This window comes from Colwellia sp. C1TZA3, assembly GCF_007954265.1.
GTDB lineage: Bacteria > Pseudomonadota > Gammaproteobacteria > Enterobacterales > Alteromonadaceae > Cognaticolwellia.
Map to the genome: position 1 here is coordinate 42,747 of NZ_VOLS01000011.1, position 20,323 is coordinate 63,069.

The 20,323-nt window shown below is 40.3% G+C and carries 19 protein-coding genes; 8 read left to right on the plus strand and 11 right to left on the minus strand.

Annotated elements, in window-relative coordinates; all coding sequences use genetic code 11:
* Nucleotides 1-7: 7 nt before the first annotated feature.
* From apaG to ESZ39_RS05245, 5 genes are read right to left on the minus strand one after another with little or no spacing between them, the layout of a single operon-like run.
* Complete coding sequence (gene apaG, locus ESZ39_RS05225) at nt 8-400, minus strand: Co2+/Mg2+ efflux protein ApaG (RefSeq protein ID WP_146878729.1); 393 nt, start codon at nt 398-400, stop codon at nt 8-10.
* Nucleotides 393-1,214 carry a 16S rRNA (adenine(1518)-N(6)/adenine(1519)-N(6))-dimethyltransferase RsmA gene (gene rsmA, locus ESZ39_RS05230; protein WP_146878730.1) on the minus strand — a complete coding sequence of 274 codons (822 nt, stop codon included), beginning with the start codon at nt 1,212-1,214 and terminating at the stop codon, nt 393-395. The genes apaG and rsmA overlap by 8 nt, the downstream gene beginning before the upstream one ends.
* 18 nt (nt 1,215-1,232) lie before the next feature.
* Nucleotides 1,233-2,225 (minus strand): 4-hydroxythreonine-4-phosphate dehydrogenase PdxA, encoded by a 993-nt coding sequence (gene pdxA, locus ESZ39_RS05235; RefSeq protein ID WP_146878731.1) that lies wholly within the window; start codon nt 2,223-2,225, stop codon nt 1,233-1,235.
* Nucleotides 2,222-3,544, minus strand: coding sequence for a peptidylprolyl isomerase SurA (gene surA, locus ESZ39_RS05240; protein ID WP_411266856.1), 1,323 nt, complete (start codon nt 3,542-3,544; stop codon nt 2,222-2,224). Before surA ends, pdxA begins: the two co-directional genes overlap by 4 nt.
* Nucleotides 3,544-5,823: an LPS-assembly protein LptD gene (locus tag ESZ39_RS05245; RefSeq protein WP_146878733.1), complete on the minus strand. Its 2,280-nt coding sequence runs from the start codon at nt 5,821-5,823 to the stop codon at nt 3,544-3,546. Before ESZ39_RS05245 ends, surA begins: the two co-directional genes overlap by 1 nt.
* A 141-nt stretch (nt 5,824-5,964) precedes the next feature.
* Between ESZ39_RS05245 and ESZ39_RS05250 the strand changes: the two genes are divergently transcribed.
* From ESZ39_RS05250 to ESZ39_RS05280, 7 genes are all read left to right on the plus strand, one after another.
* Nucleotides 5,965-6,978 carry an aminoglycoside phosphotransferase family protein gene (locus tag ESZ39_RS05250; protein ID WP_191321706.1) on the plus strand — a complete coding sequence of 338 codons (1,014 nt, stop codon included), beginning with the start codon at nt 5,965-5,967 and terminating at the stop codon, nt 6,976-6,978.
* A gap of 27 nt (nt 6,979-7,005) precedes the next feature.
* Nucleotides 7,006-7,707, plus strand: a complete 702-nt coding sequence (gene murU, locus ESZ39_RS05255; RefSeq protein WP_146878735.1) for an N-acetylmuramate alpha-1-phosphate uridylyltransferase MurU — start codon at nt 7,006-7,008, stop codon at nt 7,705-7,707.
* A gap of 46 nt (nt 7,708-7,753) precedes the next feature.
* Nucleotides 7,754-8,563, plus strand: a complete 810-nt coding sequence (gene djlA / locus ESZ39_RS05260; RefSeq protein ID WP_146878736.1) for a co-chaperone DjlA — start codon at nt 7,754-7,756, stop codon at nt 8,561-8,563.
* Nucleotides 8,564-8,737: 174 nt separating this feature from the next.
* On the plus strand, nt 8,738-9,028 hold the full coding sequence (locus ESZ39_RS05265) for a DUF2607 family protein (RefSeq protein WP_146878737.1): 291 nt from the start codon (nt 8,738-8,740) through the stop codon (nt 9,026-9,028).
* A gap of 135 nt (nt 9,029-9,163) precedes the next feature.
* Nucleotides 9,164-10,420 (plus strand): hypothetical protein, encoded by a 1,257-nt coding sequence (locus tag ESZ39_RS05270; RefSeq protein ID WP_223270243.1) that lies wholly within the window; start codon nt 9,164-9,166, stop codon nt 10,418-10,420.
* Nucleotides 10,404-11,315 (plus strand): metal ABC transporter solute-binding protein, Zn/Mn family, encoded by a 912-nt coding sequence (locus ESZ39_RS05275; protein ID WP_411266855.1) that lies wholly within the window; start codon nt 10,404-10,406, stop codon nt 11,313-11,315. The genes ESZ39_RS05270 and ESZ39_RS05275 overlap by 17 nt, the downstream gene beginning before the upstream one ends.
* A gap of 21 nt (nt 11,316-11,336) precedes the next feature.
* Nucleotides 11,337-12,104 carry a metal ABC transporter permease gene (locus tag ESZ39_RS05280; protein ID WP_146878738.1) on the plus strand — a complete coding sequence of 256 codons (768 nt, stop codon included), beginning with the start codon at nt 11,337-11,339 and terminating at the stop codon, nt 12,102-12,104.
* Between the two features lie 97 nt (nt 12,105-12,201).
* Here the strand turns inward: ESZ39_RS05280 and ESZ39_RS05285 are convergent, their stop codons facing one another.
* The 3 genes from ESZ39_RS05285 to fba form a co-directional block, all read right to left on the minus strand.
* Complete coding sequence (locus tag ESZ39_RS05285; protein WP_146878739.1) at nt 12,202-12,981, minus strand: YdiY family protein; 780 nt, start codon at nt 12,979-12,981, stop codon at nt 12,202-12,204.
* Nucleotides 12,971-13,801: a mechanosensitive ion channel domain-containing protein gene (locus ESZ39_RS05290; protein WP_223270244.1), complete on the minus strand. Its 831-nt coding sequence runs from the start codon at nt 13,799-13,801 to the stop codon at nt 12,971-12,973. Before ESZ39_RS05290 ends, ESZ39_RS05285 begins: the two co-directional genes overlap by 11 nt.
* 296 nt (nt 13,802-14,097) lie before the next feature.
* Nucleotides 14,098-15,162, minus strand: a complete 1,065-nt coding sequence (fba, locus tag ESZ39_RS05295) for a class II fructose-bisphosphate aldolase (protein ID WP_146878741.1) — start codon at nt 15,160-15,162, stop codon at nt 14,098-14,100.
* Between the two features lie 262 nt (nt 15,163-15,424).
* Between fba and ESZ39_RS17725 the strand changes: the two genes are divergently transcribed.
* A complete protein-coding gene (locus ESZ39_RS17725) occupies nt 15,425-15,598 on the plus strand; it encodes a hypothetical protein (protein WP_191321707.1) in 174 nt (57 codons plus the stop codon).
* Between the two features lie 283 nt (nt 15,599-15,881).
* Here the strand turns inward: ESZ39_RS17725 and ESZ39_RS05300 are convergent, their stop codons facing one another.
* From ESZ39_RS05300 to tkt, 3 genes are all read right to left on the minus strand, one after another.
* Nucleotides 15,882-17,060: a phosphoglycerate kinase gene (locus ESZ39_RS05300; protein WP_146878742.1), complete on the minus strand. Its 1,179-nt coding sequence runs from the start codon at nt 17,058-17,060 to the stop codon at nt 15,882-15,884.
* A gap of 78 nt (nt 17,061-17,138) precedes the next feature.
* Nucleotides 17,139-18,152 carry an erythrose-4-phosphate dehydrogenase gene (epd, locus tag ESZ39_RS05305; RefSeq protein WP_146878743.1) on the minus strand — a complete coding sequence of 338 codons (1,014 nt, stop codon included), beginning with the start codon at nt 18,150-18,152 and terminating at the stop codon, nt 17,139-17,141.
* Nucleotides 18,153-18,252: 100 nt separating this feature from the next.
* Nucleotides 18,253-20,238, minus strand: coding sequence for a transketolase (tkt, locus tag ESZ39_RS05310; protein WP_146878744.1), 1,986 nt, complete (start codon nt 20,236-20,238; stop codon nt 18,253-18,255).
* Nucleotides 20,239-20,323 lie beyond the last annotated feature (85 nt).

A 20,323-nucleotide genomic window follows, 5' to 3' on the forward strand; every position in this document is an offset into this window, starting at 1 on the left:
TTGCTCTCTAGTTTAATATATTGGGCTTTGCTAAGCGAAACAGTGGTATTTCAACCTGAACCAACTTGGCTGATTTCCTTTGCATTTGGTAGTGCCCTTGCATATTCCCCAAAGGAGATTTTAATATACAGCCACTGGTATAAGTAAATTTTTGGCCAGCTTTAATAAAAGGTTGCTGACCAATAACGCCTTCACCTGATACGGTGTTAGAGTCACCGTTAGCGTCGGTAATCAACCAGTAGCGACTGAGTAGTTGCACCGTTTCATCACTATTGTTTATTACAGTAACTGTGTAACTAAAAACAAACTGTTCTTCAGCTTCGACAGACTGTTGTGCTAAATAGTCACTAATGACACTGACCTCAATATCAGTAACGGTTGCTACTTGGTTATCATTCATCGTTAAGCTCTATCGGGTTGTCAGTAACAAAATTAGCTAACATAACAAAATCGGCTAAGGATAAATTTTCAGCACGCAGTCCTGGATCAATACCTAATGACGTTAATTGCTCGGCAGAAATCAGTTTTTTAAAGCTGTTACGAATGGTTTTTCGGCGCTGATTAAAGGCCGCTAAACAGACTTTGTTCAGTGAGTTAATATCCTTAACTGGATTTTTAATGGTTTTATGCGGTATTAACCTAACAATAGCTGAGTCTACTTTAGGTGCTGGTTTGAAGGCTTCTGGACCTATTTCCATCACCGGAATAACTTGGCATTGGTATTGTGTCATGATCGACAAACGGCCATAAGCTTTACAGTTTTCACCGGAAGCCATGCGTTGTACAACCTCTTTTTGCAGCATAAAGTGCATATCTTTTACTTTGTCTTTAAAGGTCAGTAAGTGAAAGATCAGTGGTGTTGAAATGTTATAAGGCAAATTACCAAAAATACGCAACGGTTTCTCATCACTGGCTAACTGGGCAAAATCAAATTTTAGGGCATCTTCTTCATAAATAGTTAATTTAGTGGCCAAAAAAGGATGATGGCGCAATCTATGCGCTAAATCCCGGTCTAACTCTATGACACTAAGTTGACCCGCACGTTCTATAACAGGCTCGGTAAGGGCGCCTAAGCCAGGGCCAATTTCAACTAAGTTTTCATTAGGCTCGGGGTTGATGACGTCAACAATATTGCTAATGATGGCGTCATTATGTAAAAAGTTTTGTCCAAAGCGTTTTTTGGCTTGATGACCTAAATGGGAATTTTTACTCATAGTGTATTTTTGCTCGAATTAATCTTCTGCATGGTTATTAGCTAATGTTATTGCCGTGTTTAAAGCTTCTTTGAAGCTGCCGACATCGGCTTTATCGGTGCCAGCCAAATCTAAGGCAGTACCGTGATCGACAGATGTTCTGATGAAGGGCAGTCCTAAAGTAATATTGACTGAAGAGCCAAAACCTTTATATTTAAGTACCGGTAAACCCTGGTCATGAAACATAGTTAAAATAGCATCAGCGTCATCTAAGTATTTAGCCTGGAAGATGGTATCAGCAGGCAACGGGCCGATCAGGTTCATACCTTCTAAGCGCAACTCGTCTAAAGCGGGGATCATTACATCGATTTCTTCACGGCCCAGATGGCCGTCTTCACCGGCATGCGGGTTGATGCCACAAACATAAATTTTAGGATCATCAATGCCAAATTTGTCAATCAAGTCTCGATGTAATATACGAGTAACTTTTTGCAGCCTTTCGTGTGTGATGGCTTTAGAGACATAAGCTAAAGGAATATGGGTGGTGACAAGCGCAACTCTTAAGCCTTCTGTCGCTAACATCATTACCACATCAGAACAGTTTGCTTGATTAGCAAAATATTCGGTATGACCGCTAAATGCGATACCGGCTTTATTGATTAAACCTTTATGAACTGGGCCAGTAACGACCGCATCGAATTCGCCAGAAATATTTTTTTCACTGGCAATGCGTAATGTTTCAACTACGTAGCGACCATTGTTAGCGTTAAGAACACCAGGCTCACAAATATCGTCCAATGCTACCGGTAACACAATTAGCGTTCCGGCTTGGTGGGCGGTTATTTCATCATCGGCGTTATAGGGCTTAATGATCAGTGGCAAGTTTAATAATTTCGCCCTTGCTATTAATAACTCAGGCGAGACGACCGCAACCATTTGCATTGGCCAATCTTGCTGCGCGACTTTTATCATCAGGTCTGGGCCAATACCTGCTGGCTCTCCTGGTGTTATTGCAATTCGTTTTAACACTATTTTTTACCTACTTGTAAAACTTCTATGTATGCTTCATCACGTAACTCTTTGATCCAACGTGCACCTTCCATACCGAATTTACGGTTATAAAGTAGTTGGTAGACGCGATTCTCATTCATTTGCGCAGTGGCATCTAAGGTTCTACGGCCAGTTAATTTAGCGATGTGCCAACCAAACGATGAACGAAAAGGTTGATGCACTTCATCAATATCTAGGCTTGCCAATGCTTCGGCAAAGGCGGGATCATATTTATTTGGCTCTGACCAACCTAAGTCACCACCACGAACAGAGGTTGGACCCTCAGAGTGTGCTTTTGCAAGCTCTGCAAAGTCAGCTTCACCAGCATTTAGTTGCTCGACAAAACCTTGTAATAAGGCTTCAGCTTTGGCTTCACTGAGAATAATCGAGGGCTTAATTAAGATGTGACTTGCTTTTACTTCTTCGATTTCCATGGTTTTACGACCACGAATATCGACTAATTTGACAATACTAAAACCTAGTCCAGTACGGATTGGGCCAAAAATGCTGCCTTTTTCTTGACCATCGACTATTTCAGAAAATAAGGTCGGCATTTCATTAATTGTTTTCCAACCTAAATCACCGCCTTCAAGTGCGTTACCGCCGCCAGATGAAGTCATGGCAATATTAGTAAAGTCGCTACCGTTATTTAACAGCTCAAGTACTTTTTCAGCACGCACTTTAGCCGCGCTGATATCTACTTGCTTTGGATTATTGGGGAACTCAATTAATATATGACCTAAGCGATACTCTATATCCGCATTCGTTTGTGCTTTCATCACTGACAGTAGGTTAGCAACTTCTTGTGGTGAGATATAAATGCGACGACGTAAACTAGCGCGTCGAACTTCACCTGAAATTAACTCGTTGCGAACATTTTCACGATATTTTTCATAATCTAAGCCATCGGTAACAAGCGACTGGCGAAATGCTGCTAGTGATTGCTTATTCTCTTTTGCCATATTTGATAAGGTTTCATCAAGTTGGGCATCACTGATCTGCACGCCCATGCGCTCACCCAGTTGCGAGATTATCGCGTCATTAATTAACTTTTCCATTACTTGCACACGTAAAGCGCGATCTGATGGTAAGGTTTGGTTATTCTTTTTTGCTTGTAAAGTAACAGAGGCGATCAGGTCTTTAACTTCAGACTCTAATACCACACCACTATTAACTACCGCCGCTACTCGGTCTAGTTCAACCTCGATGGCCATACATTTCCCAAGTGAGCTTAAAATAAACACCGAGCTAAGCAGTAATAATTTCAATGAATTTTTCATGTAACGTAGGTTTCTTTTAATTAGTTATTGAGGAAGTAAGGGCGTTTATAGCCGAATATACTTGAGTTAAACATATCTCCAACACTGTTGGACGATTTATTGCTATTGATACCATTATAGACAAACTGAATATTAAAACTGCTATCAAATGCATCTCGATTTTCGTTTATGTTACCCGTGTCGTCAATGGTTGAATTAATATTGCGATGGTAAGTAAAGCGAATACCCCAACAGCAGCTACTATATTCAAGGCCAGCATAACTTTCGATACTGCGCTTTCCTTGTAAGTCTTGGCTGAATCGGCCAACAAGTTGCCAGCTCTGTGCAATCTTAATATTAGTGGCTAATGACATTTGCTCTAATGACTCTCCTGAGACATCACGCGCATATCGATGGTTCAATTGAATTGTTTGATTATCAGAAAATAAATAATCAAATGAGGTTTGGCTTTTATTAGTCACGCCTAAATCGGTATTGTATTGAATGTCAGAGCTAAATTGCCACTGGCGATTTAAGTGGACAAAAATATCGGCAGCAAGTGCTGACTTATCGACTAAAGCCTCTTGGTCGCCATCGTCAAGGTTGTTTTCGTCTAAATAAACGATACGGCCTAAGCTAAGGCGCAGCACTTCAGTATTATCTTCGGTTAATAGTCGACTTGTTACCCCCCAAGATATTTGATTGGCTTGTGCTATGCGATCAATGCCGCTAAAACGACGGTCGCGGAATAAGCCGTTGTAATCATCTTGTAAGGTGGTGGTATCGTAAAAACCAATATTGCTTTGATCTTTATCCGGAATATAAAGATATTGTAGTTGTGGCTCTAATGTGTGGTTATAACCTTGATTAAATAAGGTTAGGTTGCGGTCGAAATTCACCCCACCATGTAGACGTATTTTTGGCAAAGTTCTGCTAATGTTTTTTTCTAATAGACTGCCACTACTGATGTTTTTTTGGCTGTAATTGGTTTGAAGTACTTTAAATTCTGAATTTAAAAACCAGGCAGGGGTCACCACAGGATATAATAAGCCCGCTTCTACATGGTATCTTTGCGCGGTAGGTTTGGTTTTATCCGCGCTATCAAAACTTGAAAATTCAGAATAAAGATCAAAAATACCATCAAAATCAGCTAACGATTGCTGAAGGCTAAATTCTATTTGCGGTAAGGTTTTATAACTTAGTTGATGGTTGCCCAAAAGCTCAAAATCTTGCATCTTTATTGTGCTTTGCCAGTTATCGGCAAAGTAGGCAAGCTCACCTATTTGATAAAGATAAGCGTCATTGGCGCTAAATTGATCACTGCCTAAATCAACCAGGTAATTATCATCACTGATGGTGGTGTAATCAATATGGGCTCTAAATCGCTCGGAAAATGTGCCAATGTGCTGAAGTCGTGCTAAATATCGCGCGTTATCACCATTAACTAGCTTTTGGTCTTTATTGAGGTATTCAATATCAATCTGTCCTGATTGTAAGTCTTGTAAATACCTAAATTGAGTAATTAATTGTGTGCCTCTTTCTGACATATAACGTGGTGTGATGGTCGCATCGATGTTTTCTGCAATATTGACATAATAGGGGGTTTCAACTTCTAAACCTAAATTATTAGAGGTACTAATTGTTGGGTATAAAAAGCCTGACATTCGGTCATTAGTGAGTGGCATGGTTAAATAGGGAATATATAAAACGGGGATATCGAAAAGACTAAAACGCGCATGATAGGCTTCAAGCGATTTTTTATCTGATGAAATAGTAATTTCACTAGCCCGCATTTGCCAATCAGGTACAGCATCGTAACAAGTGGTAAAGCTTGAATCGAGAAAGCTTAAGGTTTTACCATTACCATTAATGTTGATTTTTTTCGCACTACCATGACCAGCAGAGCCATTTAATTGATACGAAGCTGCGTTTAGCGAGGTCGTTTGTTGCAGCTGATTGATATTAAGTGAGTCGGCAAATATATCAATGCCTTTATTTTGAAAGTGAATGTCGCCATTCGCATCGACCGTAGCTGTGCCTCGGTTAACGGTTAATTGGTCGGCAACAACCGATTTATCTTGATTTAATAAAGTGACACCACCGGTAAAGGTAGCATATTGACCTTTTTTGATGCTTGAGGTTGTCGATATAATAGTAAAGTTTTCGTTGGCCTGCTTACCGGTTTCATCAGCAATATTTGCGTAGAATGGAATGGGGCATTGGCTGGCAATCTGGCTATTTATTTCAGTGTTTTGCGCTTTGCTACCCAATGTAAACGATATTAGGCAGACAAAGATAATTTTGTTTAAGGGAAAGCGCATTTATGGTCCGGGTAATTAACTTGAAAAATACAAAGCCTAGATTTAGAACGGCATTTTACCGCTAATAGCAATAATATAGCAATTTTCATTAGTCTGCTAATTAGTTATATTGGCATTATTATTTTTTAGAGAGATATTTCATTGAATAACTTAAGCACTAGAGATCTATCACAGTGGCTAGAAAGCCACTTTTCGACAGAAAATATCAGCCTACTACCCTTGACTGGAGATGCAGGCTTTCGACGTTACTTTCGCTTTTATAGTGATAGTCAACATCAGAAACAATGTTACATAGCGGTTGATGCGCCGGTAAAATTATCAAATAACCAAGCGTTTGTCGATGTACAGAAAATTTTGCAGGACCTTGGTGTCAATGTACCCAACATTATAGCGGCAGACCTTAAAGCAGGCTTTCTTTGTCTGAGTGATTTTGGCGATACGGTATTAGCGGATCAACTCTCAAATGAAAACATGGCGCAATATTATACCAAAGCGCTGATTGAACTGAACAAGATGCTTAAGTGTAACAGCGCATTAGTTGCAGGATTACCTGATTATAATGAAAAGTTTATCCTGACTGAATTGGCGATATTCAACGAATGGTTGTTAGAAAAACACTTGAAAATTTATTTAACCACTGATGAGAAAATAGCTTTAAGCACCTGTTTTGACGTTCTGGTTTCTGCCATTATTGAACAACCTAAGGTTTTTATGCATCGTGATTATCACAGTCGAAATATTATGTTGTTGGCCAACGATAAACTTGGCGTTATTGATTTTCAAGATGCGGTAAAAGGCCCGGTTATTTATGACTTGGTGTCCTTACTTAAAGATTGTTACGTACGTTGGCCTAAGCAGTTAATAACGCCATTGATGGAAGATTATCGTCAACAAGTACAAGACCATTTTCCTGATGAAAACTTAAGCAAAGAAAAGTGGCAATATTGGTTTGACTTAACCGGGCTACAACGCCATATAAAAGCCAGTGGCATTTTTGCCCGCTTGCATCACAGAGACAAAAAATCAGGGTATTTAGCGGATATCCCACTTACTTTGACCTATATACAAGATGTTAGCGCACAATATGATAAACTCAGCTTTTTGCACGAATTAGTCACTAAACGGGTAATTCCAGCAGTAAATAAACTCACTTAATTTACCATTTAATTTTGGAATATTTTCATGAAAGCCATGATTTTAGCCGCAGGACGGGGTGAACGTATGCGGCCCCTGACCGATGATTGCCCTAAGCCTTTACTGCAAGTTAACGGCATACCATTGATTGAATATCACATTAAAAATTTAGTTGCGGCGGGTATTGAAAATATTGTTATTAATCACGCCTGGTTGGGTCAAAAAATTGTTGATTATCTTGGCTGTGGTAAGCAATTTTCGGCCAATATTAGCTACAGTGAAGAGCTAATAGCGCTGGAAACTGCCGGTGGTATTATTAAAGCGCTGCCGATGTTAACTGAGCATGAAGATGACGTATTTATGGTGATTAATGCGGATATTTATTCTGACTTTGATTTTAAACAATTACCGTCATTATCCGCTGAATGTAGCGCACACTTGCTGTTAGTTGAAAATCCAGAGCACAACCGCCAAGGCGATTTTGTACTTGTTGAAGGCATGTTGGCTAATCCCAAAAGTAAGCAAGAAGTCACTTATACCTTTAGCGGCATGGCGCTTTATAGAAAAAGCTTCTTTGAGCAAGACAGTGCAACCCGGTATCAAGCATTAATGGCACAACCGGCAGTGCAGCCCTTAGCGCCGATGTTAAGAGCTGGAGCTGATCAGCAAAAAATATCAGCGAGTGTAATAGACACCACGTGGACTGATGTTGGCACACCTGAACGTTTAGCGAGACTAAACACTATTTAAAAACTATTTAAAACAGTTTTCAGTTAATTAATTATCGAGTTGTATAATGCGAATTTGGGGTAAGGTTTTAGGTTTCTTGTTTGGTTTTATGCTGAGTAAGAGTATTATTGGGGCATTAATAGGTGTATGGCTTGGACATCGTTTTGATAAAGGCATAGGACTAGACTTTAGTGCTTTAGGTAGCGCTAAAAGTGATACCGAGCGTCAAGCGGAATTTTTTTATAGCAGCTTTTCGGTCATGGGGTATGTTGCCAAAGCGGATGGTCAGGTCTCACCACATGAAATTGCCTTTGCTAACGCTTATATGGATAAGTTGGGACTAAAGGGGGCATTACGTCAACAAGCTCAAGAAGCGTTTAGAGACGGTAAAACCACCGGTTTTCCACTGAGCGAACAATTAAAAAAATTAAAGTCTGCGGTAGGAAATCGCCGAGATTTATTATTATTGTTTCTAGAAATTCAAATTCAAGTTGCCTTTGCCGACGGCAGTTTAGAGCAAGATGAACGTGATGCATTACACCAAATTGCTAATGGTTTAGGCTACTCAGCGCAAGAGTTAGATAAATTATTAGAAATGATTATTGCTGGGGCAAATTTTCATCAACAAGGCCAAAGTGGCTCAAAACACAATTTTGCGCAATCAGGAAAGCAACTTGAAAATGCCTATAAGGTGCTAGGCGTTACTGATAAAAGCTCAGCAAGTGAGGTTAAAAAAGCCTACCGTAAACTGATGTCTCAGCATCATCCTGATAAATTAGTTGCGAAAGGTTTGCCACCTGAAATGATGGAAATAGCCAAACAAAAAGCGCAAGATATTCAAGCGGCCTATGAGTTGGTCTCTGCGCAAAACAAATAATAAAGATGAGTTATTTTGGTATTTTACTGCTCTAACAATCTTCAGGTTTATAAAAACGTTTACGATAGAAGCACCGCTAACTGTGTTAAATAGCATATAGGTGGCTTGCAAGGTAAGTTGTAAGTCGCGTACACTAATGTTGAACTTGATTCACTCACTCATTGGGTAGCACAAATGTACTTTTCAGTAATTAACAGGCGACTTGTTGCAATATGGCTTAGTGCTATATTGTTATTTTTGTCTGTGGCTGCTGCTGCGCATAGTGTTGAACATATCGATGATGGTGCTAAAACGCACTGTACTTTGTGCTTTCACCAGCATCAATTTGATCAAGTACTACCGCAGCAAGACGTCAAGCTTAACTCCATTAGCCAACAGTTTGAACAAACCACTACTGTTCAACCGACAGTAGCACTAACTCATCGTGTTACTTACCTTAGCCGCGCCCCTCCCATAACACTCTAAAACACTTTATACCTGTTGATGAAATTGATGATCAATGGGGTATTTATAAACAATTTAAAGTTTCACTAAGCGCTTGCTGTTAATTAGCACGCGATTTCTGTATTCGTATTTAATTTATTTTAGAGATTTTTAACAATGAAAAATTTTCAACTTTTACCTGCCGGTTTATCGGCAAAATTGCCAATAAAATTAAGCGCAGCATTAGTTATATCTGGTTTTTTCCCTCTGCTTTCACAAGCGCAAACACCCACACTTTCTAACCTAACCGTTAGTGCGGTTTTAGATGGCTACTATCAAAGCGAAGATCGCCTGATGACCGAACGGGCAAAAGGTTTTGGCATAGGTGAAACTGAACTGGCATTTAGTGCCAGTATTGATGATATGTTCTTTGGCAAACTGACCACAGTTTTTGAATCACATAATGGTGAAAGTGAAGTGAATGTTGAGGAAGCCTTTATTCAAACGATGGCCTTACCTAATGGCTTTACCGTACGTGCAGGTCGGTTTCTATCAGATGTTGGCTATTTAAATAACCAACATCTTCATACTGATTCTTTTACCAGCAGACCCAGTGCTTATCGAGCGTTTTTAGGAGGACATTACTTCGATGATGGCCTGAGATTTAGCTACATTGCACCCACGGATTTGTATTGGACCATGGGCGTAGAAGCCTTTTCAGGTGATAGTCTTCGAGCAGCTGATGAACATGGTGAACGAGAGTTTGACAGCACTGGGGTTTATACCGCATTCACTAAAATGGGTGGCGATATCTCCATTGAAAGTTCATGGCAGTTAGGGGTGAGTTATTTGCGTAATGAAAATGGCCAATTAACACCCGATGAACATGAAGAAGAGCATGAAGGCGTACACGAAGAAGAACATGAAGACGTTCACGAAGATGAGCATAGCCATGGTGCAAGTTACACCGGTAAGCATACTTTTATAACTGATTTTGTTTATAAATGGGCACCTAATGGTAACTATAAATATCAACATTTAACCCTCAGTGCTGAATATTTTAGAGTCAGTGATTTTATAGTTCCTGAGCTTGATGATATGCACGCAGAAGCAGTAGACCATGACGAAGGGGATAATAGTAAAGACTATCATCAAGCTTGGTATGTCAGTGGTGTTTATCAATTTTCACCGAATTGGTCAGCAGGATTACGTTATGGCAAATTAGATAGTCAGTTGCAACATGAAGCACACTTTGAGCAACAAACACTGAAGGAAACTGAGCTCAGTGTCGCTTGGCACAATAGTCATTTTTCTACCGTTAGAGTAGAGTTTAGTCATCAAAGTGATGTTGGCTTTGAAAATGCAAATAATGACAATGTTATTACCTTACAATATGTTATGGCAATGGGGGCTCACAGTGCGCATCAATTTTAAATGTCTATTAGGCAGTGCTTTACTGACCTTAAGTCACGGTGCTTTGGCGCAAATGAATATTTTCGCTTGCGAGCCTGAATATGCCGCTTTAGCAAAAGAACTTGCACCAGATGCTCGAATATATTCGGCAACAACCGCTATGCAAGACCCACATCAAGTACAAGCTCGGCCAAGTTTAATTGCTAAAATGCGCCAAGCAGATCTGGTGATCTGCGCGGGCGCTGAATTAGAAGTTGGTTGGCTACCTATGTTGCAAATGAAAGCGGCAAACGCGCAAGTGCGTAGTACCGACAACGGCTTGTTTTTTGCAACAGAGCATGTAAAAACCTTAGATCAAATGAGCAACGTCGACCGTAGCATGGGCGACGTACATAGCTTAGGTAATCCGCATGTACATTTTTCGCCACAGCGTATGCTAATAATTGCTCAAGCGTTAACCGATAAGTTAATGCAACTGGATGAAAAGCAAAGTACTGGGTATCAACAACGGCTAAGCCACTTTACTGCACGTTGGCAATTAGCGACGAGCAAGTGGCAAGCAAAAGCGCGTAGTTTGCAAGGTATGAAAGTTATTGCCTATCATTCAAGTTTTCGTTATTTGTTTGACTTTGCCAATATTGAACAAGTTGCAGACTTAGAACCTAAACCCGGTTTGCCGCCCACCAGTAGCCATCTTGCAAGCTTGTTAAAACGCGCTAGTCAAGGTGATATAGCAGCCATTGTTATTGCTTCTTATCAAAACCAACGTGGCGCAAATTGGTTGGCTGAAAAGTCTAATTTACCGGTTGTCGTGCTGCCACTGTCGGTTGGGGGTAATAAGCAAAGTAATGATTTATTTAGCTTATATGACAATACGCTAGATTTATTGACTCAAGCATATAGCGCACAACAATAGCATGAGTTGTTAGAGGTACCTTTGATGGATTATGAATTACTAACCATATTATTACCGGCTTTTGCTGCCGGCATATTAGTGCTTTCAACCCATGTGGTGTTGGGTAAGCAAGTCTTAAAACGTGGCATTATTTTTATTGATTTGGCCATCGCACAAATTGCGGCTTTAGGGGCGATTGTTGTCCGTATGGATCATGATATTGCTGAACTTGCTTATGCATATGTTTGGATGCCTGCGCTATTTGCTTTAGCGGGAGCGGGTATTATTGCTTGGTTAGCTAAGCATATGGCGGAAGAACTGGAAGCGATGATAGGTTGTTTTTACGTCTTATCAGCAGTAACCGCTATGCTATTGTTAGCTAATGATCCCCATGGCGCTGAACTGCTTAAACAGCTAATGTCAGGACAAATCCTTTGGGTAAGTTGGCAACAATTGTTATTACCTACTGTGGCCTATAGTGCGATTTTGGCGTTAATATTTTATAAGCCTAAGCTATTAGATGGTGCAGCTTTCTATCTTATATTCGCGTTAGTGATAACATTATCGGTGGAGCTTGTTGGCGTTTATCTTGTGTTTAGCACCTTAATACTACCGGCATTGGCGATTAATAAGTTACAAACAAAACGGGTATTAGTGTGGGCTTATGGCGTGGGTTTAGTGGGTTATTTATTCGGTTTGTGTTTATCAGCCAGTTTTGATCTACCTAGTGGTGCAGCCATTGTGGCTACATTAGCGTTAAGTGCAGTAGTTTTTAGGCTAGTCAGTAAAGTCGTTTTAAAAAATCAGTAATGTGTTAAGACGCTTAGCTTCAAATAAAAAGAACAAAGCCAGCATGTTGAACATGCTGGCTTTATAAAACAAAGTTATTACTAATAGGATTTAATAGTTAGAAACTGTAGACCAAGGTCATAGCGGTTTCGGTATTAACATTTTCTTTGCCATCTTCCACATCAGTATTGTAATCTAAGGTAAAGCTAAACTTAAGCTGTAAGGTTTCAAGTAACTTTGTGGTGATTGATGTTCTCGCTTTATAAGTGCTATTTTCGTCTGCTTTTGGCGCGTACTTTGCCACAAGTAGTTGCTTAAATAAAACGTGTTCATTTATCTGACGCTTATATAAAGCCTGAGCTTGAACGATAAAAGCAGATTTAGTTTGTTCTACTTGAGTATCGGTTTTGCGAATAACATCACGTTTGTAACCTGGGCCAATATCGGCATCTAATGTTGCTTTTTCAGATTCGAACCAACGACGACCCCAACCGGTTGAAACGGAACTTTGGCTTTTGAAATTACTAAAACGATTATCTTCATAAGAAACGTTACCATAGATATAGTTTGGGCTCGCTTTATCAAGTGTGTAGTTTGTTTGGCCAACAGCAGTCCAGTTTTGATCACTGGTGATAAAATGCTCCTCACCGTTTTCATCTTCCTGCTCACTTTTCTTGATCAGTAAGCCTAAGGTCACTGTTGATTTCCATTCATTTAATTCGTGAGTAAGATCAAAGCCCGATTTAATATCAGCACTATTAGTATCGCCGGTTTTAAAGAGCATACCTAGCTCTGCCGAAGCAGTATAAGGTGACTCTACTTTTAGTGTGGTTGCTTCTTCTGCTACCGTTGCTAGTGATACACAACACAACGCGGCTGAGATTAACTTATGACTCATGTTTTTCCTCTTTATTCATATGAATAGATAATTGTGGGAATGGGATTTCGATTCCTTCGTTGTCCAATTCAGTTTTAATTTTTTCTAGTAAATCGAAGTAAGTTGGCCAGTAATCTGCAGAATTAACCCAAGGCCTGACCACGAAATTAACGCTGCTATCAGCAAGTGCTGATACACCTACTGTCACGGCTTGATCTTTTAATACTCGCTCATCGGCACTGACTAACTTGAATAAAAGTGCTTTGGTTTTTGCGAGGTCGGCATCATAGCTCACCCCGATGATCAAATCTATTCTTCTGGTTGCTTTGGTTGAGTAATTGGTAATGGTGCCGCTAGTGATCGCACCATTTGGAATGATAACGGTTTTATTATCACCGGTTCTTAATTGTGTGGAAAATATTAAAATTTGTTCAACAATACCAGAAACCCCTGCGACTTCGATAAAATCACCAGATTTAAAGGGTTTAAAAACAATCAATAATACGCCCGAAGCAAAGTTTGATAAAGAACCTTGCAGCGCTAGACCTATCGCTAAACCGGCGGCACCAACAATAGCCACTAATGACGTGGTGTTAAAACCTAAGTGTGATATGGCGGCAACAATAACAATGAAGAACAACATGCCATAAAGTAAACTACTGATGAATGAAATAATCGCTTCATCCATGCCTTTATGGCGCATGACTTTGACAACGCCTTGACGAACCACTTTGGCAATAAACTTACCAACAACAACTATTGCTAACGCAACGAGTAATTTAACCGCAAAATCAATCAACAATGGCTGATTATCGACAAACCAGTTTTCAATTGTGTCCATTATGTGTCCTAAGTATTGTGATAAAGGGCGAATTATAATAAACATCAATTGAAATATCATCACATTGTTAATGAATTAACTGATTTATTAATAATATGTTTCAAATGATTAACTTTTCGATGTACGGTTACATGTAAAAATAATCGTTAAAATATAGACAAAAAAAATCCGATGAATAATATCCATCGGATTTTTTGCTAGCTTATTAAGATAAATGTGACTAATTGACTGCCGCTATTTAGTTAAGTGCTATAGCAAGCTGCTGATATAGCTTATTTAATTTTTTACTTAACTATTTACTTAATTAAAGCATCCAATTTACCAGTAGAATATTGCATAAACATATTATCTAGCGAAATAGGCTTAATTGTTGCTGCATGGCCAACGCAGCCAAAGGCTTCGTAACGCGCTTTACAAATATCGTACATAGCTTGTGTTGATGCTTTTAAGAATTTACGTGGGTCAAATTCGCTTGGGTTCTCGGCTAAGAAACGACGAACAGCCCCGGTAGACGCTAAACGTAAATCAGTATCGATGTTGATCTTGCGCACACCATTTTTAATGCCTTCTTGAATTTGCTCAACTGGCACACCGTAAGTTTCTGGTATCTCGCCGCCAAACTTATTAATAATAGCTAGCCAGTCTTGTGGTACTGAAGAAGAGCCGTGCATGACTAAATGGGTATTAGGAATACGGTTATGAATGGCTTTAATACGATCAATAGCTAATATATCACCAGTCGGTGGGCGGGTAAATTTATAAGCACCGTGAGAAGTACCACAAGCAATAGCTAAAGCGTCAACTTGTGTTTTTTGTACAAAGTCAGCCGCTTCTTCAGGATCTGTTAGCATTTGCTCCATGGTCAATTTACCGACCGCGCCAATGCCATCTTCTTCACCCGCTTCACCGGTTTCAAGCGAACCTAAACAGCCTAATTCACCTTCAACTGAAACACCACAGGCGTGCGCCATTTCAACAGTACGGCGGGTAACGTCAACATTGTATTCATAGCTTGAAGGCGTTTTACCGTCAGACATTAATGAACCATCCATCATCACCGATGAAAAACCTAATTGAATTGAGCGTTGGCAAACACCCGGTGAGGTGCCGTGATCTTGGTGCATTACCACAGGTATATGAGGAAACTCTTCAATTGCAGCTAAAATTAAGTGCCGTAAAAATGGTGCGCCCGCATACGCTCTAGCGCCTGCTGAACCCTGCAAAATTACTGGACTATTGGTGTCGTTAGCGGCAAGCATGATAGCTCTAACTTGTTCTAAATTGTTAACGTTAAAGGCTGGGATACCGTAACCGTTTTCGGCCGCATGATCTAACATTTGGCGCATAGAAACTAAAGCCATGAACTAACTCCTGTGGTTGTAAATAGTGATAAAATTGATTTTTTAAAAGTTTCAGTGTGAAACTTAGGACTTTCGTACCGTAAGTATATCAGATGGATTTAGTAATTTGCACTAGAAAAAACCGATCAATATCTCTTAAAAGAGACTTTTTTTTAAATTTACAGTTTCTGTATTTTAATTACGTAAGTAGTGGTGATTTAAGCCGATTTTTGCATGGGAAACTGTAATATTGGTGTAACTTTACTACTAAATGGGCAGAGAAATGAATAATATTTTTACGCTAGATGTTATACCAATCCCATTAAGTTATTGCTCACTTGTACTAGTTAAAATAGCTCAAGGCTGTGTTGCTCTCAATCCCAATAGCCAGCTATTGCTCAATCGAGCGCCTTACCTTGAGTTATTTTTCCTGCGTACAACAAGCTCACAAACTTAATGGAACTGGTATTATACCAATTTGATTAATTAAGTGATCTACTTTTTCATGAGGAAAAATGGACAAATACAAGGCATAAAATTTAGTCAGTAGTTATTCTACTTATAAATTTTATAACGCAGTAGTTATTCATTTTAACCATTAAAAATGAGCAGGTAATTAATCAACTTGGTATTAGTCACTGAAAATAAATAATTTAATGAAATTTTTATTAAAAAAAAGCTGACAACACAGTTAAGTATGGTCAGCTTTTTAGTATAATAGATTTATTTGTCGAGCTAGTTTACAGCTTAGCGCGCGCTTCTAAAATTTCTACTGCAGGCAATTTTTTACCTTCTAAAAACTCAAGAAAGGCACCACCACCGGTTGAAATATAAGATATTTTATCGGCAATACCATATTTATCAACCGCGGCTAAGGTGTCGCCACCACCGGCGATAGAAAATGCCTTACTATTAGCAATAGCGTGGGCGATAACTTCAGTACCTTTACCAAATTGGTCGAATTCAAAGACGCCAACGGGGCCATTCCATACCACTGTACCGGCATTAGCGATAATATCTGCCAAGGCTTTAGCGCTTTCTGGGCCAATATCAAAAATCATATCGCCATCGGCTACGTCGCTGACATTTTTAAGTGTTGCGACAGCCTGTTCAGAAAACGCTTCACCAACCACCACATCGGTGGGTACTGGAATTGAGCCATTATTGTCGCTGGCTTGTTGAGTTAAGCGTTTTGCTTCATCGACCAAGTCGGCTTCAAATAACGATTTACCGACATTATGGCCTTGTGAGGCAATAAAGGTATTGGCAATACCGCCGCCAACAACTAGTTGGTCAACGATGCTTGCTAACGAATCTAGTACGGTTAGTTTAGTTGACACTTTTGAGCCACCGACTATCGCCACTAATGGCCGGGCTGGGTTATCAAGTGCTTGTGATAAGGCAGTTAATTCACCGGCTAATAGTGGACCGGCACAGGCAGTAGGGGCATATTTTGCCACGCCATGTGTACTGGCCTGTGCGCGATGCGCTGTGCCAAAGGCGTCCATAACAAAAATGTCACATAGCGCAGCTAATTTTTTCGATAAGGCGTCATCATTGCTTTTTTCACCAAGATTAAAGCGAATGTTTTCAAATATCACTAATTCGCCAATATTAACCTCGACACCATCAAGGTAATCGGTCACTAAACGTACCGGTACGTTTAGTGCAGCACTAAGATAATCAGCCACGGGCTGTAAAGAAAACTCGGCATCATATTCGCCTTCAATTGGACGACCTAAGTGCGACATAACCATCACTTTTGCACCCGCTTCTAAGGCTAATCTTAGTGTCGGTAAGGCTGCTCTTAAGCGCGCATCAGAGGTGATTTTGCCGTCTTTAACGGGTACATTTAAGTCTTCACGAATGAGCACACGTTGGTTGTTTAAGGCTAAGTCGGTCATTTTGATCACTGACATGTTTATTCCCTGTTGGTAGAGGTTTAACGGTTAAGTAAATTTTAAGTTATTGTATTTGTTATCGACATTGATGCTCAATTAACCCACTTTCGCCATAGCAGAAGCGGTGTCTAGTAAACGATTAGCAAAACCCCATTCGTTATCACACCAAATAAGTAATTTAACTAAACGTTTGTGACTCACCCGTGTTTGATTGCCATCAACAATGCTTGAGTGTGGGTCATGATTAAAGTCGATAGAAACTAAGGGTTCAGTGGTATAACCTAAAATTCCGGCTAAACCATTGTTTTGCGCGTCAACAATCGCTTGATTAATTTGTGCAATAGTAGCATCGCTTGATAAGTTTAAGCTTAAATCCATCGCGGTTACATTGATAGTGGGTACTCGCACAGCTATTGCTTCAAAGCGGCCAGCAAATTTGGGCAATATGCGTTCAATACCTGCGGCAAGTTTAGTATCAACCGGTATTATTGATTGGCTAGCGGCACGAGCACGGCGCAAATCAGGATGATAAGCGTCAATCACTTGTTGATCATGCATCGAAGAGTGAATGGTAGTAATAGCACCACTTTCAACACCAAAGGCTTTATCTAACACCTGAATAACAGGGACCACACAATTGGTGGTGCAAGAGCCGTTTGACACCACCTTTTCAGTAGCGGTGAGTTGTTCATGGTTAATACCATAAATAATGGTCGCGTCTAAATCTTGCGCGCCAGGATGTGAAAACAAGACCTTTTTTGCGCCTTGCTGAATATGTAATTGGCCATCAGCTTGGCTGCCAAACTTACCGGTACAATCAATAACAATGTCGATATTGTGCTGTTGCCATGGCAGATTACTTAACTCAGCTTCATGGCTTAAGGCAATTTCGTCACCAGCAATAAATAATTTTCCAGCACTTTGTTGTACTGAAAATGAAAAACGGCCATGAGTTGAATCGTATTTTAATAGGTGAGCTATGCCTTCAGGCTCGGCAAGTTCATTAATAGCGACTAAGTTAAATTCGTTGGTGCTGCCGTTTTCATATAGCGCACGTACAACATTTCTGCCGATTCGTCCAAAGCCATTGATAGCGATATTAATTGACATGTTTTAGGCTCTTATTGATAACGAACTAGATGAAAAGGATAGCCAGTTAGGCATGTGCTAACTGGCTATAATGACCATTTTGCTGTAGCAAAAAAGGTGATTAGTTTAGGCTGTTTACGGTTTTAACTAGGTTTTCTACAGTAAAACCAAAGTATTCAAGTAAGACATTGCCAGGTGCTGACTCACCAAAGGTGGTCATGCCAACAACTTTGCCACTTAAACCGACGTATTTATACCAAAAGTCAGTATGTGCGGCTTCAATAGCAACACGTTTAGTCACTGCTGGTGGTAATACTGATGCTTTGTAGTCATTATCTTGGGCATCAAAAATATTGGTTGATGGCATAGAAACCACACGAACATGGTCACCTAAGCTCTCTGCCGCTTTTAATGCTAATGACATTTCAGAGCCGGTAGCAATTAAAATAACCTCCGGTGTGCCAACACTATCTTTTAAGATGTAGCCACCTTTAGCAATATTAGCGACTTGCGCACTGGTACGACTTAATGCAGGTAAACCTTGGCGAGAAAAAACTAATGACGTTGGCGCATTCTGGCGTTCAACGGCGTTTTTCCATGCCACGGCTGATTCTGTTGCATCGGCTGGACGCCATGTCACCATGTTAGGTGTGGTTCGTAAGTTAGTTAACTGCTCAATAGGCTGATGTGTTGGACCATCTTCACCTTGACCAATTGAATCATGGGTATAGACAAAAATATTTTGAATGCCCATCAGTGCAGACATGCGTACCGCGTTACGTGCATACTCCATAAACATCATGAAAGTTGCACCGTAGTTTATAAAACCGCCATGCAATGAAACACCGTTCATGATACCGCTCATACCAAATTCACGGACACCGTAGTAAATGTAGTTACCTGCCGCATCATCTTGAATACCTTTTGAACCAGACCAAAGGGTTAAGTTTGAGCCGGCTAAATCGGCTGAGCCGCCCAATAATTCAGGTAACATAGCACCATATACTTCAATAGTATTTTGCGATGCTTTGCGCGAAGCAACATTCTCAGCTTTTTCCTGACAAGCTAAAATGTAGGCATTGGCTTTTTCTTCAAATTCAGCTGGCAAATCACCTTTAATGACACGACGTTCATATTCTGCTGCTAAGGCTGGGTGAGCAGCTTGGTAAGCGGCAAACTTATCATTCCAATTGGCTTGCTCTGCACAGCCTTTGTTTTTTTGATCCCACTCGGCATAAATATCGCTAGGAATTTCAAATGGCGCATGTGGCCAGTTAAGAAACTCACGTGTTGCCGCAATTTCGTCGTCGCCTAATGGAGCGCCATGACAATCGTGCGTGCCTGATTTATTTGGTGAGCCAAAGCCAATCACGGTTTTACAACAAATCATGGTAGGTTTATCAGTTACTGCTTTTGCTGCGGCAATGGCAGCAGTAATAGCTGCGCTATCATGGCCATCAACATCGCTGATCACATGCCAACCGTAAGCTTCAAATCGTGCTGGGGTATCGTCAGTAAACCAACCTTCAACATGACCGTCAATTGAAATACCGTTATCATCCCAAAAGGCGACTAATTTGCCTAAGCCTAAGGTACCGGCTAATGAACAAACTTCATGCGAAAGTCCTTCCATTAAACAACCATCACCTAAAAATACATAGGTGTTGTGATCGACAATCTGATGACCTTCACGGTTAAACTGTGCCGCCAATGTTTTTTCAGCTATTGCCATACCTACGGCATTAGATAGACCAGCACCCAAAGGGCCTGTAGTAGTTTCTACGCCGGGTGTGTAACCGTATTCAGGGTGACCTGGTGTTTTAGAGTGTAGTTGGCGGAAGTTTTTCAATTCACTCATCGGCAAGTCATAACCGGTTAGGTGTAATAGCGAATAAATCAACATTGAACCGTGGCCGTTAGACAAAACAAAGCGGTCACGATCAGCCCACTGTGGATCAGTTGGGTTATGCTTTAGAAAGTCACGCCATAAAACTTCAGCGATATCTGCCATGCCCATTGGGGCTCCAGGGTGTCCTGATTTAGCTTTTTGCACGGCATCCATGCTTAAAACTCGAATTGCATTGGCTAGTTGTTGACGCGACGGCATATTTGCTCCAGTTATTGTAAGATTTGATGGGATATAAATTGTGCTTATTTTCGCCTAGACTACCCCTTAACTGCAAATGTTATTA

Coding starts and splice junctions, on each gene's coding strand:
- apaG (WP_146878729.1), bottom strand. CDS start 400: ATGAATGATAACCAAGTAGCAACCGTTACTGATATTGAGGTCAGTGTC.
- rsmA (WP_146878730.1), bottom strand. CDS start 1,214: ATGAGTAAAAATTCCCATTTAGGTCATCAAGCCAAAAAACGCTTTGGA.
- ESZ39_RS05245 (WP_146878733.1), bottom strand. CDS start 5,823: ATGCGCTTTCCCTTAAACAAAATTATCTTTGTCTGCCTAATATCGTTT.
- murU (WP_146878735.1), top strand. CDS start 7,006: ATGAAAGCCATGATTTTAGCCGCAGGACGGGGTGAACGTATGCGGCCC.
- djlA (WP_146878736.1), top strand. CDS start 7,754: ATGCGAATTTGGGGTAAGGTTTTAGGTTTCTTGTTTGGTTTTATGCTG.
- ESZ39_RS05265 (WP_146878737.1), top strand. CDS start 8,738: ATGTACTTTTCAGTAATTAACAGGCGACTTGTTGCAATATGGCTTAGT.
- ESZ39_RS05270 (WP_223270243.1), top strand. CDS start 9,164: ATGAAAAATTTTCAACTTTTACCTGCCGGTTTATCGGCAAAATTGCCA.
- ESZ39_RS05285 (WP_146878739.1), bottom strand. CDS start 12,981: ATGAGTCATAAGTTAATCTCAGCCGCGTTGTGTTGTGTATCACTAGCA.
- ESZ39_RS05290 (WP_223270244.1), bottom strand. CDS start 13,801: ATGGACACAATTGAAAACTGGTTTGTCGATAATCAGCCATTGTTGATT.
- fba (WP_146878741.1), bottom strand. CDS start 15,162: ATGGCTTTAGTTTCTATGCGCCAAATGTTAGATCATGCGGCCGAAAAC.
- ESZ39_RS17725 (WP_191321707.1), top strand. CDS start 15,425: ATGAATAATATTTTTACGCTAGATGTTATACCAATCCCATTAAGTTAT.
- ESZ39_RS05300 (WP_146878742.1), bottom strand. CDS start 17,060: ATGTCAGTGATCAAAATGACCGACTTAGCCTTAAACAACCAACGTGTG.
- epd (WP_146878743.1), bottom strand. CDS start 18,152: ATGTCAATTAATATCGCTATCAATGGCTTTGGACGAATCGGCAGAAAT.
- tkt (WP_146878744.1), bottom strand. CDS start 20,238: ATGCCGTCGCGTCAACAACTAGCCAATGCAATTCGAGTTTTAAGCATG.